Below are 17,234 nucleotides of genomic sequence, written 5' to 3' on the forward strand. Positions count from 1 at the left end.
GGGTGGTAGGGGAGTTCGGGGTCCTGGACCGGGTCGGGGAAGGGGGTGCCGTCCGTAACGACGACGCGTGAGGTGTAGCGCTGTCGGTGTCGCTTTCCTCGGGGGACACCGTCCGCCCGACCGCTCCGCACCACCACGACAAGACGGTCGAGGCGGTCTACGTCCTGAACGGCATCGTTCGAGTCTGGCAGGACAAGTCTCATGTGGTGGCCGAGCAGCAGTTGCTGCATGTCGGAGGGTGCTCGTCCAGCGCCACCGTCTACCCCGTCAGGAATGCGAAGCCGAGGTTGGGGGGTTCATGGTGCCGGTGCCTGCCTGGGGCAGGCAGAACTTCAATCGTCGCAGATAGTCGCCGAAGAGCTCACTGAAGCCGATCAGGATCGCGGTCAGGAAGTCCCGCAGGGAACGTCGGCGGGACGGGCCACCATGAGTGCTCGCCATCGATCCCGTTGTTCGGGGTCCTGGCACAGGCGGGCGTAGACCTCAGTGATGGTGCCGACCGTGGAGCGTGTGGGTTGCGGCTCGATGTCCACTGATCGATCTCGATCGCCGGGGACAGCCCCTCGACGGCATCGACGTCGGGCTTGTCGAGCTGCCCGAGAAACTGCCGCGCTTATGCCGACAGGGATTCGACATAACGCTGCTGCCCCTCTGTGAATATCGTGTCGAAACGCCAGGCTTGACTTACCGGACCCACATACGCCCGTGAATACGATCAGTGCATCCCGAGGCAGTTCGACAGACACCTCGCGGCGATTTCATCGAGGTGGACGCGGTCGGTCTGGACGATGATGAGGACGGGGCGGAGGGTAGAAAACAGACGTCAGGTGTTCCAGGCGCCTTGTGCAGCGGCGGTGCGGGCGTAGTCGGCGAAGTCGCGGGGCGGGCGGCCCAGCACCTTCTCCACGTCGCCGGTGACCGAGCCCAGGGCCCCGGTGCGGATGTGGGCGTACAGGTCGACCGTCAGGTGCACCCATTCCTCGGGGACGCCTTGGGCGCGCTGCTCGGCGGCATACTCCTCGGGAGCCAGCGGGGTGTAGCGGACGTCGCGACCGGTGGCGTCGGCAATGTCGGCGACCGCCTCGGCGAACGACATCAGCCTGGGGCCGCTCAGCTCATAGACCTGGCTGGCGTGCCCGGTCTCGGTGAGGGCCGCCACGGCGACGGCGGCGATGTCCTCGGCATCCACGAACGCTTCCTTGCCGTCCCCGGCCGGCAGCCGCACGTCACCGGAGAGCACGGGGTCGCGCAGGAAGTCCTCGCTGAAGTTCTGGAAGAACCACCGCAGCCGCAGCACCGTGGCGTCCAGGCCCGCTTCGGCGAGGGCGTGCTCGGCTGTCGACACCTGGTCCAGGCCCTGGGTGTCGGTGGGAGGAAAGGAGATGAGGACCGCGCGTCGCACTCCGGCCGCGGCGGCTTCATGGGCGAAGGCGGCGATGTTCCCGGCCGCTTGCGGGCTGCCGAGGTCGGGGGCGACCAGGTGCATGCTGGTCACGTCCCGCACGGCCGGGGCCCAGGTCGTGCGGTCCGTCCAGTCGAACCGCGCCTCGCTGGAGGGGGAGACCGCCCGCACGGTGACGCCCTTGTCCCGCAGCTGCCGCACCACGCGGCGGCCGGTCTTGCCGGTGGCGCCGGTCACCAGAATCGTCTCGTTACTCATACCCTCCAGACAACTCGACACCCACAGGTGCGCGCCATGGCGAGCACGCTCGCGTCCATACGCGTTCGTCTACGCTGACCATTATGGACGCCCAGATCCCGACCGGGACGGACCCGCTGGCGGACCTGCTGAACGGCGTGCGGACCACCGGGGCGGTCTTCAATCGGTCCTCCCTGTCCGGCAGCTGGGCGGTGCGCTTCGAGGACGGTTCTCCGCTCGCGTTGGCTGTGCCCCTGCGGGGCCCGGCCTGGGTGACTCCCCAGGGCCGCCGGCCGGTGCGGCTTGATCCAGGGGATGTCGCGGTGCTCAGCGGCCGAGCCCCCTACGTCATCGCAGGTGACCCGGCCACCGAGCCGGAGAGGGTCATCCGTTCCGACGGGCGCTGCACCATTCCGGGCGGGCAGGAGCAGAGCGCCGCGCGGCATACGAGCCTGCAAGACGAACCCGGGCCGGGCGGCACAGTGTTGCTGAACGGCTTCTACACCGTGGAGGCTGGCACCCCTGGTCGGCTGCTTGCGGTACTGCCCCCACTCGCTGTCGTCCCAGCAGGGCAGGGGTCCTGCCCCGTCAACCCGGCCGCGTTCGAGGAATTCACCTGTCCGGCTCCCGGCCAGCAGGTCCTGCTCGACCGGACGCTCGACCTGATGCTCATCACCGCGCTGCGGGCCTGGTTCACTCGCCCCGGCGCCGAGGTCCCCGCCTGGTACCGAGCGCACAGCGACCCCGTGGTCGGGCATGCCCTGCGGCTGCTGGACGCCTATCTCGCCCACCCCTGGACGGTCGAGATCCTGGCCGCCAAGACCGGTGTGTCCCGCGCGGCCTTGGCCCGCAACTTCACCGCCTTGGTCGGGCAGCCCCCGATGACCTACCTCCGCGAGCAGCGCCTCGCACTGGCCGCCAACCTGCTGCGTGAGCCTGGCGCGACGCTCGGTGCCGTGGCGAGCCGGGTCGGCTTCTCCAGCGCCTTTGCGCTGAGTGCCGCGTTCAAGAAGGTCTGCGGCGTCAGCCCGAGCGAGCACAGGACAGGCAGGGCGCGCTAGGAACTGATGCGTACACCACATCCGAGTCGGATCGCGCCCACAACTGCCACCGCTCCGGTATCGCCTGATCCAAGGGCGGTGGTTTGTGAGACCGGGGAGTAGGGGGGAGGGCGGCTGGCCTCTGAGGGCCGTATCACTAAGCGCTTGGAGTTCGGTGGGTGCGGCGTATCGCAACCCGCCCGCGACCAGCGCTCTCTTAACGCATAAGGTGGCGGGGTAGGGCTGGTCACGCGTACTCCCAAGCGTTGGCGCTCCGGCCGAACAGCACGTCGGTGCGTTCGTCGGTCTCGGCGTCGACCAGGATGGTCGCGCAGCGGTGCCAGCGGCGCAGGGCGAAGTCGTCCACACCCAGAACCTGCGGTACTGGCGGCGTGGGCAGTGCACGCGCAGCAGCGTCCGAACGTCTCCCTCCTCCGACACCGCATCCTGCTCGGCTGAGGCAACGCTCGTCACCATCGAAAGCGGGACAGCATTGCACATTTTATAGTCCCGTCTCGGTCGTCTGGGGCATCAGATTCCTCCGTCGTCTGTTGTTCACGGGGTTCCGGCGCTCCGTGTCGTCGTCGTGCTGGGTCGTCGTTGTGCTGGACTGTCAGCTCAGGAAGGCTTTGGCGGTCTTGGCACCGGCGGGATTTCTCACCAGTGACGGTGAGATTCTCGGCGCGCTCGCCATGACCGCCGAAGGGCATCCGGTGGCCTGGCAGTTCGGTTTCCACTCCCTGCTCGCCCGTCTCGTCGACGTGTGGCGAGAACATCCGTCTTCCTCAGGCGTCTCTACGTCTTCTTCGTCATGGAGATCGCCACCCGGCGCGTCCGTGTCCTGGGCGTCAGCGTCCGCCCTACGGGCGCATGGGGCACCCAACTCGCCCGCAACCTGCTCATGGACCTCGAGGACAGGGCTGGGTGCTTCCGGTTCCTCATCCGTGACCGGACAGCAAGTTCACCGCCGCGTTCGACGCCGTCTTCGCCGGCAACGGCATAGCCGTCATCCCGACTCCGCCGCAAAGCCCACGGTCAAACGCGTTCGCCGAACGATGGATACGTACAGCCCGCGCCGAATGCACCGACCGCCTCCTCATCACCGGCGAACGACACCTCCGTGCCGTCCTCACCACGTACGCCGAGCACTACAACACCGGACGGGCCCACCGCAGCCTCGACCTACGAGCCCCGGACGACCACCCGAGCGCCATCCCCCTGCCTGCTGCCGTAGTCCGACGGCGACAGCTACTCGGCGGCCTGCTCAACGAGTACCACACCACGCCACCCCAACGACTTCTCCATCCACAGGAAACGCCCAGCTCAGCGGCCTGATCGGGATATTGACACCCTTCACGCATCGGGTCTGACCTTCACTCTTACTTGCAGTCCGCCCGTGATGCCCTGCTGTGGAAGCTCGAAGGGCTCTCGCGTCGGTGATCTTCCTGGGGACGTCCGGCCTGGGCTCGTCGCATATGCCGTCCAGGAAGCGCCGGCGCTAGGTGCGGACGCCGACTCAGGACACCAGGCCGGTGTCCTCATCCGCCCACGGCGGGCTCTGCAGAAGGGCCCGGCCGCGGGCCGGACGACGGTTGACGGGCTCTGCATGGTGGGAATGCCGGGCGGCCGCCCACGCCATACAGTCGGCATATGTCCGATTTCATCTCCGCAGGCGCGTCAGCCGAGGACCTTCCCGCACCGGCCGAGGGCCTGGTGCTCACGCACTTCCTCACGGTCGGCGACATCCCTCGCTCGCGGGCGTTCTACGCCGATGTGCTGGGCGGGCAGGTGGTGCTGGACGAGAACCCCTGCATCATCAAGGTCGCCAACAGCTGGATCATCATGAACCCCGGCGGCGGGCCCACCGACGACAAACCCGACGTCGTCCTGCGCACACCGGAGGACCCCCACACCGTCTCCAGCTTCCTGAACGTACGGGTGGCGGACATCCACGGGTTCTACGCAGCGGCCCGCGCCAAGGGAGCCGAGTTCCTCACCCCGCCCGTCGACCGGCGCGCCGAGCTGCGCTGCTACATGCGCGACCCGGACGGCTACCTCATCGAGGTCGGACAGGCCACGGGCCTCCTGAAGGGCCTCCTGGCACGCACCGGCACCGAAACCTGACCGCTGAACGGCGCCTCACTAGAGAGGCATCCCTCATGGCACACCGGCAGATCCCAGGTCTCGATCCGACCGCCACTCCCAGCGGAACCGGGTGCGTGGAGTGCTTGGCGGGGGACGGACCGGGGTGGTGGTTCCACCTGCGGCGCTGCGCCGCCTGCGGGCACATCGGATGCTGTGACTCCTCGCCCGCGCAACATGGCACGAAACACGCGCGCGAGGCCGGACACCCCCTGCTGACCAGCTTCGAACCGGGTGAGGACTGCTTCTGGAACATCGAGACCGCTCAGTACTACGAGGGGCCGGAGCTGGCCCCGCCCACCGCGCACCCGGCCTCGCAGCCCACTCCGGGCCCCCGGGACAAGGTCCCTGGGGACTGGGAGCGGCAGCTCCACTGACCGTGCTCGATCGTTGGACCCTCCGGTCCGGGAGTGGACCCTCCGGTCCGGGAGTCAGATCTGCCGGACCGGGTCCGTGATGCCTCCGGGGCACGCGAGCGCCGCGATATCCCATCCGGCGCGTCCGGCCCCGGCCCGGTAGGCGCTTTCGTAGAAGGCGAGGACGGCGGCACGGGGATCGGTCTCGACGCGGGCCGCGTCGTAGCGCAGCACAGCCAGGTGGCTGTCGCCGCGCGCGACCCACCGCGCGGACGCGGGGCTGAGCGGCTCCCCGGCCAGGCCAGCGGGCTCGGGGGCGGTGTAGGAGTAGAAGGCAGGCTCGGTGAAGGTGTCGTCGCCGAACCAGAAGCCGAAGCTGATCACTTCCCGGGAGTACGCCTCCCGGGTAACGGGGTCGACCTGCCGGGGCTGGTCGATCCGTCGCCCGGAGAACCGGCTGTGGGCGATGTCGAAGGTATGCCAGAAGTGGTGCACCGGACTGCTCTTTCCCGAGTAGCCCGCCGCGAACTCCTCCAGCACGGACGCCACCTGGCTCAGGACCCGCCAGTAGCGGTTGGCGGCCACGGGATCGTAGGTCGCGTGCTCGGTGTCCTCGGCGAACGGCCGGCCGGCGTCGGGCAGGTCGAAGGGCCTGGGAATGGCGATGTCCACCCGGACCCCCAGCGCGGCCAGAGCGGCCAGGGTCGCGTCGTGGAAGGACGCGACGGACTGGCCCGGAAGCGGGAAGGACCGCTCTTCGCCGTCCAGCGTCGCGACGACGAGCCGGTGGTCGACGAAGTCGAAGTCGATCGTGAAGATCGGATTCCCGTCGACCTGCCCCATCGGACGCGTGGTGATGCCGCGCCCCGTGACATGAAACGGGACGTTCCACCAGTGGTTGCACCGGACACTCGCCGCCAGGCGGATCTTGCCGACGATCTGCGCGAAGCGGTGCAGCGTCTCCTTGGTATCCCGCCACTCCATCAGCGGCATCGGCGGGAAAAGCTCCATCACGCTCCCATGATGACCCCACGTGCGGAGTCCGGCACCCGCGCCGGGGGCCGGAGGGAGCGGTTCAGTCCTCGGCCACCAGAGCCGGCGTGGAGCGTGCAGCACCTCGCCGCAGAAGAGGGCCGGGCTGCGGCGCTGTATGACCAGCATCAGCACGAGGCCGGGCCCACGCGATGACGAAGACCGAGCCGACGCCCGCGACCGAGCTGCCGCTGCTGTAGGCCGGGTCCCACATGTCCTTCAGGCTCTGGAGGAACGCGGCACTCAGCATCAGCCCGCCGATGCCCGGGAGCACGCCCTTGACGAGCAGGTCGCGGCCGGAGGCGGTGAGGTCGCGGCGGAAGTACCGGACGCAGGCGATTGTCGGCGTTCGCGTGAAAGTACCCAGCTCGGTACACGGAAACGTACCCAGCAGGCTGGACGCCGGAGTGCTGGGGCCATCCGATAGCCGGCCCCGCCCAGAACGGCGGCTCCCACGTCCTGAAGACGCCACTGAACGCCTCGCCTGCCCACTTCCGTTGGGGCGCGGACGGTCAGCGTGGGATCAGCGTGCCCTCTCTGGTGACCGTCAGGCGCACCTGGGAGCCGTCCGGCGAGCAGTTGCGGCCGTTGGAATAGGTGGGCTGCGGGGTGGTGGTACTGATCTGTCGGTCGAGCACGGTGGCGCCCCGCTGGTTCTTGAATACCAGCGTGACCTGTATCGGCTTACTTGATGGGAGGTCCCGTATGACCACGAAGCCAGGCCAGGGGAGAGAAGGCTCGGGGTTTTGCGGGGCCCTCGCTGCCGGGGGTTCTGTGGCGGTAGCGGACTCCGTGGTCATTACGGGGTTTCCTGGGGTCGCCGGTTCTTCCGGCCAGGTGTCCAGCTGCAGCGTGCGCTTCCGGCATGTGCCGTCCCAGCAGGCTGTGAGGGTCGCGTCGGCCACGCTGTTCGCCAGTTCCGGGTGGACAGCGACCCGGATCCCGGCGGGCGTGTCGATCAGGGTGCAGATGTCTTGCGCGTAACCTCCGCACGCGGTCAGCAGCGCCAGAGCCGCCAGGGGGACCGCCAATCCGATGCTGCGTCGTCTCACGCTGGCTCCTCGGCAACCGTCCGCGTCTTGATCACGGCCACTCATGTTGGCACAGCAGCTGCAGCACGTCGCTCGACCTGGACTGTCACGTGCCATCCTCTCTCCTGTTGCTGAGTCAGGGCTGCGCGGAGCGTGGCTGGAGAAGCGGAAGCGATTGCCCCGTGTGGCCGGTGGCATGAACACGGGTCGGCCACAGCGCGGCCGTCTTGCTCCTGGAGCGAGCAGGCTGCGTCAACAGGCGGGCGCAGCCCATATGTTGCCTGCGGAGGCTGGGTACGTAGCCGTGTACCTGCCTGAGCACGCCTGGGTGTACGCCGACAGCGATGGCGGTGATTCTTCATAGACCGCCAGGTGCATCGGCTCCTGGGCGAGTTCCTTCGACGCGCGAGAGCAGCCCTACGGCTTGGCCGGCATCTTCAGGGACTACCAGTCGTGGCTGACGACCCAGGCGTGGTATCAGTTCGAAACGGCAGAGCCAGACCAGATCAACTAAAACTGCCCAGCACTCAGAACAAACACCGTTGCAGTATTAGGTCCTCATCACTCCCGGAGGGGTCGCAACAGTGCACGGGGCGCCAGATGCCGGACATCTCCGCAGCTCGTCCTCATCGCCCCTGAAGGGGTCGCAACCCGAGCGGGTTCATGGTGGGCGGCCTGGTGGTCATCGTCCTCATCAACTCCTGGTGGTCCAGCAGGTGCGACTCGTCGATCACGACCGCGGTGCGTCCGCGTTCGTCGACCTCCGCGGCCAGCGGCGGACGCCTGAACTGACGGGCATTCACCTCGCGCGGTTCCTACTGGACCCGTGCGAGGTACCGGTGGAGGTCACGGAGTACCTGGCGGGTCGGCTGGAGATCGCCGACGCCGGAGCATCACCTGCTGGAACTGGAGCTGGCGGCCGCCGCCGAAGTCCGGCAGACGGCGGCGCAGCCGCTGACTGGGGAACGGCTCACTGGATCAGCTCGATGTGCGGATGGTCCGGGGATACCGGGCAGACGTGCAGCTGCAGATCGTAGCCTCGGGCGAGGTCGAGCATGGTCGGGTTGTGCGGTTCGGGATGGGTGGTGGATGACAGAGAGCGGGCTCGGTCCTCGTCGGGAATCCAGTCGGGATAGTTGGAGTTCCATTCGCCCGAGGCGATGGTCAGCAGCGGATCCATCTCGGTGCCGCATGAGGGGCAGAGCCGGGGTAGGGGATCGGTGAGGCCCCAACGGGTCCATCCACCGACCTTCCAGCCGGGAGCGACGGACATCCTGCCCGTGTAGAGCTCGTTGTAGAAATCCTTCGAGTAGGGCGTGTCAGAGCTGTCCAGCGGGTACGGTGTGTTGTCAAAGCTGTCCAGAGCGGCGCCGGCCGCCTGCCACCTGCGCCAGTCCTCCAGCTGCCGCTGGAGCTCCTTGCCCAGTTCCATGATGTTGGGGTATTCAGTGATCTGCTCCGGCGCGAGCAGGCACGGCTCCGGCAGGTAGCCGGGGAACTGGATCGCGGGCGGCTCGGGGGGTGTGTCGAGGATGTCGGTGACTGTGGCGGCGGACCGCCAGAACAGCGCGGTCTCGGGCTGCGCGGGGTGGTCGAAGGGGCACCACAGCACTTGGAGCAGATCTGCCTCGGCCTGCTTGGGCGGGCGCAGCAAGGGGACGTCGCGTACGTACAACTGGGCCACGGGCAGCATGGCGATCGGGCCCTCGGGCCACGGGCGGCCGGCCTTGATCCGCTCCTCGATCGCCAGCTCCTCGGGCGTGTACCGGGTCCCCGGGGGATCGCCGCCCGGCCGGTTCGCCACCGCTGCCCGGATGCGTCGCCGCTGCCGCACGTCCTCGGGCGAGAGGATCTCGTTCCACCCGTCCCACTCGTGCGGTCCCTCGCAGTGCGGCCACGGCTCGTCGGCGGGCCACAGCAGCGGCCCGCCGACGGAGCTGTCGTACGGCGTGGGCGACCCGGGGCGGGGATGCAGCCGGGTCGCCGTGCGTGCCAGCGGGGCCAGTTGCGGGGCGACCGCGGTGACGTCGACCAGCCGCGGCGGGGTGGTACGGATACGGAGTGCGGCGGCAATGCTCATTGCCCGCTCGGCGCACACCGACCGGATCTCGTCCAGCAGCTCGGGGTAGTGCTCGCCGTACGTGTTCAGCGCATGCCACACCGCGTCCAGTGCTGCTATGAGCGGGGCGGGCTTGGCGGCGGCGAGCACGGCGGGAAGAGCGAAGTGCGGCTGTGAGATCCGTCCCGGGGTGCGCGGCGTAACGGCAAGGGGCACCACGACGACCTTGCGCCCTGTGTCCGCGAACGGCGGCGGGACGTACGGCGGCCACTCCGGAGGTATCGCTTCGAGCACCGTCCTGTCCGGTACACGAGGGTCGGAGCGCAGGGCCTCCCACATCCGGGCCGGGTCGTCGAACGGCGGCGGCAGAGGGCGTCCCTCTGCCGACTCCGAGAGCGCCTGAGCGACCCACGGCACATCGGTCAGGCCCGCAGCCTCGCAGGCCCGCCGCGCGGCCAGCAATGCCACTGCACGCTGGACCTCGGGACCCACGACATCGAGGGCGTGCACCAGGTCGCTGTCGAAGCGGAGCAGACCGAGGACGTTGCTCTCGCGGGCACCGCGCAGCCTCTCGCTCGGCAGCCGCCCGCCCCACTCCCACTCCTCGTGGTGCAGGCGGCGCCCCTCGGCGGCTTGTTCGGCCCGCTCCTCGGCGGCCCGTTGGAACACCTGGCGAGTCAGGCGCTCGGCCTCGGCGAGCTGCTCGGGCGTACGCGCCGTCCGGCGCACGTTCCAGTGCAGGTCCCCGGCCATCCGCGAGGTGTGGCGGATCACCTCGTCCGGGCGGGGTGGGGCAGGCCAGAACTGCAGGAGGTAGCTGTCCGCCCGGGACTCCCCGGCCACTCTGGTGGAGAGTTCCCGTCCCTCGTCCATCCCCCGGGCGCAGTACCGGACCCGGTAGTCGGTCCGGGCGAGACCCAGGTCCCACGCGGCCTCGCCGTCCCCCTGCACCAAACTTGTGCGTTCCGACTCGGGGCGGAAGGACACCTCCATCACGTCATCCCAGACCGGGTCCAGCACAGGGGCTGCGTCGTGGACTTCCACGACAAAGCCGACGTCGCCCGCGTACAGCCCGGTGGACAGGACGATCACACCTGGGACCGCAGCCCCGCACAACCCCCCGATCTGGTACGCGAGCGCCTTGGCGAGGTCAGGTCTGGCGCTGTCCGGATCGCTCTCGACGTAGATCTGACGATCGTGAACACGCACCTCGCCTGCGACCGGCCTACGCACAGCACTCCCCTCGTCGAGGACGGCCTCAAAGCCCCTGTCGGGCAGGCCGTCACGTGCCCCGCATCATGCCGCAGGCCACTGACAACACGGCCGACGACGCCGCGAGGCCGACGGTGACATCGATGATGCGGCCACTGACGCAAGAGGGTGTCGGTCACGATGTGCCGTTTGCGGCCCGGCACCTTCTTGCCGCCGTCGTAACCGCGTGAGGCTGCCGACACCGTCGCGGCGGCCCGCACCGACTGCGCGTCGATGCCCCCGCCGTGGGCCCTGCCTCGCGGCCCTCCCGTTCACGGACTTCCCGCGCAGCCGGTCGTGGAAGTCTGTGATCAGCCCGCGCTCGCGCCAGTGGCGGAAGAAGGCGCGGACCCGACCCCAGCCGGGAAAGTCCGCGGGCATCGCCTGCCACGAGATCCCGCCCGTGACCAGGTGACGGATCACGTCCAGCAGCTGCCGGTGACAGTGACCCTCGGGCGATCCGCCCCTCCCCCAAAGCCAGGCCGGCACCGGCAGCAGAGGCCGGACGGCCGCCCATTCCGCGTCCGACATGTCGGAGGGATACCGGCGTTCCCGGTCCCGGTGGCCGACCGCGTTGCCGTACGCGTGCGCGAGGTGATCACACGATCGTGCAGCCGCGTTGGACGGGAGGCGTTCGGAGGCGCACAACAACGACATCAGGGCCTCCCGGCACTGCTCGGTTGGATTCGCATCCTCGAGCTACCGAGAGGCCCCGTCTTCATACGCGTACGACGGGAAGATCACCCCGGCGAAAAACCTGTTCGACCCGCACGTTCCATGATCGGTTCAGATACGGCTTCTGAGACAACATCCGGGAACCTCTCGCCCAAGACCAGATCAACCGAGATTCCGAGCATCCCCATGTCTCAACTGATCTGGTCGCTGCAGGTCAGAGACCTGAGCCGGTGCCAGATCGTTTGAGACGGGACATGAAGGTTGCGCGCTTGCGGTTCGCTGGCGCAGGTGGTCTCCTGCGTCGAACGACTGTCATGACCGTCCGTGATTCCCGTGAAGGTAGGACTGTAGGGCTTCTGAGAAATCCTCCCGAGCTAGCCGCACCAGCGCCCACTTTTCCTCTCGCTCATCGGGAGTCAACCTGCAGAATTCACTGATGTAGTCGCTGCATCGACGGTCCAATACTTTAGCTGGGGAGCGAATACTGTCAGGACACAACGCCTCAACCTCGTAAAAGGCATTGTGGGTTTTGATTCGTGAGTGAAGAAGGGTAGGGGACTCCTCCCTGCGTAGCTCATCAACAGCCCTCAGGAAGCCCACACACGCATTCTTACGCTCAATCCGTAGCCACATTTCATGATCAGCCTTCGCCTTTTCCTTCACGGCGTCGACTGCGGATTTGTACGTCGCCTCCGCCTGGGCAAGAGCAGCCTGCGCCTGAGCTGAGCCAGGGTGGCGCGAGAGTGCCAGCGGGCGACCAAGAGACTAGCGGGAATTCCCGCAAGGGCGAGGATGGCAGCAATACCGGACAGGTTCATCAAAGCCCCCGCCTTGAATTTGGCAACGACGATGCCTTGGATGGGTAGCCATGCTGACAGCTACCCAGTTGCTGGCGCTAGCCCATTTGCTAGGTTTGCGCGCACAGCCCATAGCCTGCGCGCATTCCATGGCAGATGCTGCCGCGACGCGTGTTCGTACGTACCGGTCCTGAACCTCCGCTCCCTGATGAGGCGGCGCGTTGCCCACCTGCCCCGTCCCAAAGGATCTGGTCTGCAGGGGCCGCTCCGACCTGGGGGGACCAGGTCGCATACGTAGCAGTCGGGCCCACGCAGCCTCACATCCGGGATCTCAGCACGTCGACCTCACAGCCCGGCGTGAAGGGGTCGAAGCCGTGCTCGATCAGCCAGCGAACTGCCAGCAGGCTTCGCAACGACCACCACGCGTGGATCACGTCGAGGTCGATGTCGGTGCCATAGCCGGCGATGACGTCGTCGAGGTGCTCCTCGTGTCCGAGCGTGAAGGTGGCGAGGTCGTACAGGGCATCACCCTGGCCCGCCTCGGACCAGTCGATGATGCCGGTGACCTCGTCGCCGTCGACGAAGACGTGCGCGATCTGCAGGTCGCCGTGTGTGAACGCCGCAGTCCACGGCCGGAGCGCGGCCTCGGCGACCTGGCGGTTGCGGGTGACCAGGTCAGCGGGCAGGACACCGTTCGTCACGAGCAACTCGCACTCGTTGTCGAGTTCCGCCGCCAGCGCGACGATGCTCCGGCCGGCCCGGCCCGGCAGGGGCGGCAGGGGCGCTTCGTGCAGCTTCCGGATGGCGGCGCCCGCCGCGGTCCACGCCGTCGGCGACCCGGTCGACGGCCCGCCGAGGCGCCCAAGCGTCGTCCCCGGGAGTGCGGCGATCGCGAGCACGGGCGGTTTGCGCCACAGGACCTCCGGGGTCGGGACCGGCGCGAGGGACATCGCCTCGACCTCGACGTCGATGCGCGCCTGATCGGCGTCCACCTTCAAGAACACGTCACCGACGCGCAGAGTCGCGCGCTCGGAATGGGCGACGACGACTTTGACCTCATCCATGGGCGATCAGTATCCCGGGGATGATCGCCGGCGTCGCCAGGTTTATCGCGTGCGATTACGCGGCTGACCGCGTCCCGCTACCCGGCGGCCTCGTGCACGACACCGACCTCTGACCAGGTCAAGCTCACCACTTTTATGGGGAGTCCTTAGCGAGGACCTGTGTCGGATGCGTTTGTGGGAGCACTGCGTTGACACTTGACGACTGCCGTCTATGGCGTCGTAAGGAACTTGACAGCGCACCAGATCTGCAGGAGTATTAAAGTGGGCCATAAGAGGAGAATTGCCGCTGGGCTGGGGGTCAAGGGGTCGCAGGTTCAAATCCTGTCGTCCCGACCAGCATCATAGCAGGTCGGAGGCCGTTTCCGCGGGTAGCGGAAGCGGCCTTAACCATGTCCGGGCTGGGAGCAATGGGGAGCCCTCTGGGAGCCCTCGTGCTCCCAACTCGCAGACGTGTCAACGGTGCCCGATTCGTCCGTCACCCGATCCGGTAGACCTACCGCGCCGTACCGAGTCCCTGCGCGCCGTCGTCAACCGCAGACCCCCGGGGTCACCCGATCGATTCGGATGCTCTCTACATCGAGAGGCATAAGGACCCCTTGTCGGCTCTCGGCCACCTTTCGGGGTGGGAGCGCGGTGCCGTGCTCCCCATGCGACAGGGGGAGGGCGGACTGCTGCTGATCTATCCGGGCCGGTTTTCGCAGGCAGCTCGCACGTGGGGTTCCTGGCTGCCAGGGTGCGCCCCGCGTCAAGGCAGGGCAAAGCCCCTTGTCGTCCGCCGGCAGATGGGGCACTCCCAGGGCGTGAGCGCCGTATCCGGCTCTGTGGCGCCGTAGTGAGACAGTCCGCTGGGACCCCATGGTAAGAAAAAGTGTGCCAAGCGAGGCAGGGGCGTGCCGGGGGTGTGGTGTCGCCGGAGCAGACATCCCAGCGTTGATGCCCGATGCTGGGTGGCTAGGGAGCTAGACAGCACGCGCAGCATCTGACTTGCGCGGATGGGTTTATTGGCACTCGCAGTGTCTGGTGCCATGGGGGAGACCTCATGACCCGGCAGCGCCGCTCGCCAGAATCGGTCAACGGGCCCATAGTGGTTCCGGCCGTTGATCTGACGGTGCAGCGCTGTGGCTGCGTTCTCGTGGCGCAGCGTGAGCAACTTGCATCCTTCGTTGGCACGCTGAGCAGCACGGCTTCGGGCGTGGGGATTGGCACCGTGTGGCCACCGGCGCACTGTCGTCTGCGTGTAGGGCGTTGGCGATGGCACCCGCACTCTGGTTCAGCTCGATCATCTGGGCCCGTATCACCCGCTCCCGCGCCCCCTTGCACGCCCGCGCCGGGCGTCGCATGACGGTTCCTCATCCGCACTGCGTCCCTGCTCCGAACCACGACGCCGCCAGCACACGTACTCACCGAGCGCGGAATCCGGCGGTTGGGTGCAGCGTGGCGTTGAGCATCGTTGCCAGCCGGGCGGTTCTGGAGCCTCATGTTCCGCCCGCGGAGCTGGCTGCCGAGCTGCGCGATACTTCCTCGCGGCTGGGGGCGCTGGATGTCGGGGCGCCGATGGCGTGCCTGAGAACGGTGTTGTCGTGGTCTTACCAGGCCCTGACACCGGAGCAGGCCATGGTGTTCGGCATGGTCGGCCTGGCTCCCGGCCCGGACATCAGTGTGCCCGCTGCCGCCAGCCTCGTGGGTTTGCCGGTGGCGCGAGTAAGGACTGTGCTGCGCGCGCTGGAGCGAGTCTCCCTGGTGGAACAGCATGCTGCGGGCCGATACCGGATGCACGACCTGGTCCAGGTGTACGCAGCCGACCAGGCGCGCCAGGACCAGCCTGCTGGTGAACGCGATCTGGCATTGCAGCGCCTGGTTGAATTCAGCACGCACACCGCGCACGCCGCGGACCGGCTCATTGCCCGGCACCACGCCTCGATCGAGCTCGGTGAGCTTCCCGATGGGTGCCAGCCACAGCCACTCGCCGATGCCAGTGAGGCGATGGCATGGTTCAACGCCGAACGCGCCAACCTGATGGCCATCCAGCACATGGCCGTGGAAAAGGCATGGCATGCACCGGTGTGGCAGTTGGCGTGGACACTCACCACGTTCCAGCTTAGGCAAGGGCACCTTCACGACAATCTGACCGCGTGGAAGGCTGGTGCGCAAGCGTCAAAGCACCTCGACGATCCGCACACCCGCACCCGCTCGTACCGACACCTTGGCCGTGCCTGCGCACAACTCGGGCAGCATGACGAAGCCCTTGCCTACCTGGAGGAAGGTCTTGCAGGCGCGGAGCGGGACGGTGATCACCTCGGCCAGGCACACACCCATCGCGCCGTTGCTGTGGCGTGGGAACAACAGGGCGACAACCAGCGGGCGCTGGAGCATGTCCAGCAGGCGTTGCGGCTGTACGAGGAACTCGGCGTCAAAGTCAGTGGCTCCCACGCCCTCAACGAAGTTGGCTGGTACACAGCAAGACTCGGCAACTACGAACAGGCTCACCAGTACTGTACCCAGGCCCTGGACCGGTGCCGTAACGGACGAGACCGCAGCGGCGAAGCAAGAACCCTGATCAGCCTGGGCTACATCGCTCACCACACAGGCCAGCACGACCAGGCGGCAGAGCACTATCAGCAGGCCCTCAGCCACTACCGGTACCTCGGCGACACATCAGCCCAAGCAGACACGCTCGACCACCTTGGCCACACCCACGCCATCCACGACAAAGACCAGGCCCGCCGAACGTGGCAACAAGCGCTCGAACTGTATGAGGCGCAACATCGCGAGGGCGATGCGCTCCGCGTTCAGCAGCAACTCGCCACCTTGAACGAGCCTATAGAGTCACCGTAACTCCGTTTTCGTGGCGGTGCTGGACGGGGCTGGATCGCACGGGCAGTCCCTGCCGGGGACACATAGCCAAGACAACGATCAAGTACGAGATCTGCGAGCTTCGATTCGGAAGGTAGTGCTGCGGGGACTGTTTCACGGTCTTGCGGCTGTCCCCGTCGTTGCCTTGGTCACCCTGCGGGTTGCCGTGAGACACGTCATGGTTCTCGGGTCTCGCCGGTGGCCTTGGCGCCTTCGGGCTGGGCCGACTTCCAGGTCCGTTCTGATGCCGTCATCCGCCGCCAGCAGACCCTGGTCAACCGCGCTTTCTCCTTCTGCTGGGACACCTAGACCCAGCCAGCCTGATCCGGACCCGAACCCCGAGCCCGTCCCCAACGCCGACCCCACCGGGCGGCCAGAGAGGGGCCCACGCTTACCTCAACAGCCCCTTCTGCCCTACTGGCCGCGGGCACTGCTCGCAGTCCGCAGCTGGCTTACCCCCTCGACCGCGTTGCGACGCTGTTGGCGGGCATGGTCCGACACGCCCCCGCTTCCCGAACTGCAGGCCCTGCTCGACGCGGTCAGCAGAGGACACCACCTCAACCCCTACTCCCTGGTCCAACAAACCACAGCTCGGGGCGGATGGGAGAAACTGGGGCTATGGCCTCTCCCTTGCCCTCGTCTCCCGCCGTTACCGCCCGAATGAGTCTGCAGCCTGGCCGTGACACATCCCAGGAGTTGGCCGTTCGACGGATCCTTCATCGGGCCGGGCTACGCTATCGAATCCACATCCCGGTGCCTGGCCTGCCTCGCCGAAGCATCGACATTGCCTTTACCAGACAGAAGGTCGCCGTCCTCCTTGACGGATGCTTCTGGCACGGCTGCCCTAGCCATGCGACCAGCCCGAAGAAGCATGCTGATTGGTGGCGGGCGAAGCTGGAGCGCAACGTGCTGCGAGATCGCGAGACTACGGAGCACCTGAGCGCCTTGGGCTGGGCTGTTTTGCGCTTCTGGGAGCATGAGGTACCGGATGCAGTCGCTGCGCGAGTTCGCGACGTGGTAGCGACCCGTCGGCAGAACGTCGCCCGGTGATCCCAGCGGCAACTGAACTGGGGCAAGGAGCGGGTGGACGGTGTTCGTGCCGGCTTCCTCGGCTGCCGGTGGCATCGGAGGCCCCGTGCGCCTCCCATGTTCCAGCAGGCAAGTTGGCTCCTTGGCGCGATGCTGGCAGCGCTGTCAGTGCGGTGATCTAGGGGCAACTCATGACCGCTAGTGCTGAAGTGATCAACCCCGGTGATGTCCGTACGCGGGCTCAGATTCGTGCAGTGTTCGGGGGG

At 67.5% G+C, this 17,234-nt stretch carries 15 protein-coding genes and 3 pseudogenes; 6 read left to right on the forward strand and 12 right to left on the reverse strand.

Features of this window, described 5'->3' with window-relative positions:
- The 4 genes and pseudogenes from CCN51_RS56330 to CCN51_RS08200 form a co-directional block, all read right to left on the reverse strand.
- On the reverse strand, window positions 1-230 hold a 230-nt coding region (locus CCN51_RS56330), incomplete at its 3' end, for a hypothetical protein (RefSeq protein WP_211303210.1).
- 37 nt (window positions 231-267) lie between these two features.
- On the reverse strand, window positions 268-441 hold the full coding sequence (locus tag CCN51_RS55740; RefSeq protein ID WP_014173730.1) for a hypothetical protein: 174 nt from the start codon (window positions 439-441) through the stop codon (window positions 268-270).
- Window positions 442-476: 35 nt separating this feature from the next.
- A pseudogene (locus CCN51_RS08195) lies at window positions 477-746 on the reverse strand (hypothetical protein); the annotation flags it as partial.
- Between the two features lie 77 nt (window positions 747-823).
- Entirely contained in the window at window positions 824-1,660 is an 837-nt protein-coding gene (locus CCN51_RS08200; RefSeq protein ID WP_014173731.1) for an NmrA family NAD(P)-binding protein, read from the reverse strand.
- An 83-nt stretch (window positions 1,661-1,743) separates the two neighbouring features.
- Between CCN51_RS08200 and CCN51_RS08205 the strand changes: the two genes are divergently transcribed.
- The 4 genes from CCN51_RS08205 (at window position 1,744) to CCN51_RS08220 (ending at window position 5,198) form a co-directional block, all read left to right on the forward strand.
- The gene (locus tag CCN51_RS08205; RefSeq protein ID WP_014173732.1) at window positions 1,744-2,700 is read left to right on the forward strand and encodes an AraC family transcriptional regulator; all 957 of its coding nucleotides are present in this window, start codon (window positions 1,744-1,746) and stop codon (window positions 2,698-2,700) included.
- Between the two features lie 987 nt (window positions 2,701-3,687).
- The gene (locus tag CCN51_RS08210; protein WP_238545590.1) at window positions 3,688-4,014 is read left to right on the forward strand and encodes a transposase; all 327 of its coding nucleotides are present in this window, start codon (window positions 3,688-3,690) and stop codon (window positions 4,012-4,014) included.
- A 315-nt stretch (window positions 4,015-4,329) separates the two neighbouring features.
- The gene (locus CCN51_RS08215) at window positions 4,330-4,803 is read left to right on the forward strand and encodes a VOC family protein (RefSeq protein WP_014173735.1); all 474 of its coding nucleotides are present in this window, start codon (window positions 4,330-4,332) and stop codon (window positions 4,801-4,803) included.
- 35 nt (window positions 4,804-4,838) lie between these two features.
- Window positions 4,839-5,198: a UBP-type zinc finger domain-containing protein gene (locus CCN51_RS08220; protein WP_014173736.1), complete on the forward strand. Its 360-nt coding sequence runs from the start codon at window positions 4,839-4,841 to the stop codon at window positions 5,196-5,198.
- A 54-nt stretch (window positions 5,199-5,252) separates the two neighbouring features.
- Here the strand turns inward: CCN51_RS08220 and CCN51_RS08225 are convergent, their stop codons facing one another.
- From CCN51_RS08225 to CCN51_RS08250, 8 genes and pseudogenes are all read right to left on the reverse strand, one after another.
- Entirely contained in the window at window positions 5,253-6,188 is a 936-nt protein-coding gene (locus CCN51_RS08225; protein ID WP_014173737.1) for a DUF5996 family protein, read from the reverse strand.
- A 64-nt stretch (window positions 6,189-6,252) separates the two neighbouring features.
- A pseudogene (locus CCN51_RS54250) lies at window positions 6,253-6,546 on the reverse strand (amino acid transporter); the annotation flags it as partial.
- 175 nt (window positions 6,547-6,721) lie between these two features.
- Window positions 6,722-7,261, reverse strand: coding sequence for a hypothetical protein (locus tag CCN51_RS08230; RefSeq protein ID WP_143675746.1), 540 nt, complete (start codon window positions 7,259-7,261; stop codon window positions 6,722-6,724).
- 605 nt (window positions 7,262-7,866) lie between these two features.
- Window positions 7,867-8,043, reverse strand: a complete 177-nt coding sequence (locus CCN51_RS54830) for a hypothetical protein (protein ID WP_014173739.1) — start codon at window positions 8,041-8,043, stop codon at window positions 7,867-7,869.
- Between the two features lie 167 nt (window positions 8,044-8,210).
- On the reverse strand, window positions 8,211-9,320 hold the full coding sequence (locus tag CCN51_RS08235; RefSeq protein ID WP_043488942.1) for a hypothetical protein: 1,110 nt from the start codon (window positions 9,318-9,320) through the stop codon (window positions 8,211-8,213).
- Window positions 9,321-10,387: 1,067 nt separating this feature from the next.
- Window positions 10,388-10,771, reverse strand: a complete 384-nt coding sequence (locus CCN51_RS59850; RefSeq protein WP_355510481.1) for a hypothetical protein — start codon at window positions 10,769-10,771, stop codon at window positions 10,388-10,390.
- Window positions 10,772-10,910: 139 nt separating this feature from the next.
- A pseudogene (locus tag CCN51_RS59855) lies at window positions 10,911-11,207 on the reverse strand (transposase); the annotation flags it as partial.
- 1,132 nt (window positions 11,208-12,339) lie between these two features.
- Window positions 12,340-13,086, reverse strand: coding sequence for a phosphotransferase family protein (locus tag CCN51_RS08250; protein ID WP_014173742.1), 747 nt, complete (start codon window positions 13,084-13,086; stop codon window positions 12,340-12,342).
- A 1,434-nt stretch (window positions 13,087-14,520) separates the two neighbouring features.
- Between CCN51_RS08250 and CCN51_RS08255 the strand changes: the two genes are divergently transcribed.
- Window positions 14,521-15,921 (forward strand): tetratricopeptide repeat protein, encoded by a 1,401-nt coding sequence (locus CCN51_RS08255; protein ID WP_014173744.1) that lies wholly within the window; start codon window positions 14,521-14,523, stop codon window positions 15,919-15,921.
- 618 nt (window positions 15,922-16,539) lie between these two features.
- A complete protein-coding gene (locus CCN51_RS08260; RefSeq protein ID WP_014173745.1) occupies window positions 16,540-16,989 on the forward strand; it encodes a very short patch repair endonuclease in 450 nt (149 codons plus the stop codon).
- Window positions 16,990-17,234: the final 245 nt, after the last annotated feature.

Origin of the sequence: Streptomyces milbemycinicus (genome assembly GCF_002154605.1) — a bacterium.
Taxonomy (GTDB): Bacteria; Actinomycetota; Actinomycetes; order Streptomycetales; family Streptomycetaceae; genus Streptomyces; species Streptomyces milbemycinicus.

Coding starts and splice junctions, on each gene's coding strand:
- CCN51_RS55740 (WP_014173730.1), bottom strand. CDS start 441: ATGGCGAGCACTCATGGTGGCCCGTCCCGCCGACGTTCCCTGCGGGAC.
- CCN51_RS08200 (WP_014173731.1), bottom strand. CDS start 1,660: ATGAGTAACGAGACGATTCTGGTGACCGGCGCCACCGGCAAGACCGGC.
- CCN51_RS08205 (WP_014173732.1), top strand. CDS start 1,744: ATGGACGCCCAGATCCCGACCGGGACGGACCCGCTGGCGGACCTGCTG.
- CCN51_RS08215 (WP_014173735.1), top strand. CDS start 4,330: ATGTCCGATTTCATCTCCGCAGGCGCGTCAGCCGAGGACCTTCCCGCA.
- CCN51_RS08220 (WP_014173736.1), top strand. CDS start 4,839: ATGGCACACCGGCAGATCCCAGGTCTCGATCCGACCGCCACTCCCAGC.
- CCN51_RS08225 (WP_014173737.1), bottom strand. CDS start 6,188: ATGGAGCTTTTCCCGCCGATGCCGCTGATGGAGTGGCGGGATACCAAG.
- CCN51_RS08235 (WP_043488942.1), bottom strand. CDS start 9,320: ATGAGCATTGCCGCCGCACTCCGTATCCGTACCACCCCGCCGCGGCTG.
- CCN51_RS08250 (WP_014173742.1), bottom strand. CDS start 13,086: ATGGATGAGGTCAAAGTCGTCGTCGCCCATTCCGAGCGCGCGACTCTG.
- CCN51_RS08260 (WP_014173745.1), top strand. CDS start 16,540: ATGGGAGAAACTGGGGCTATGGCCTCTCCCTTGCCCTCGTCTCCCGCC.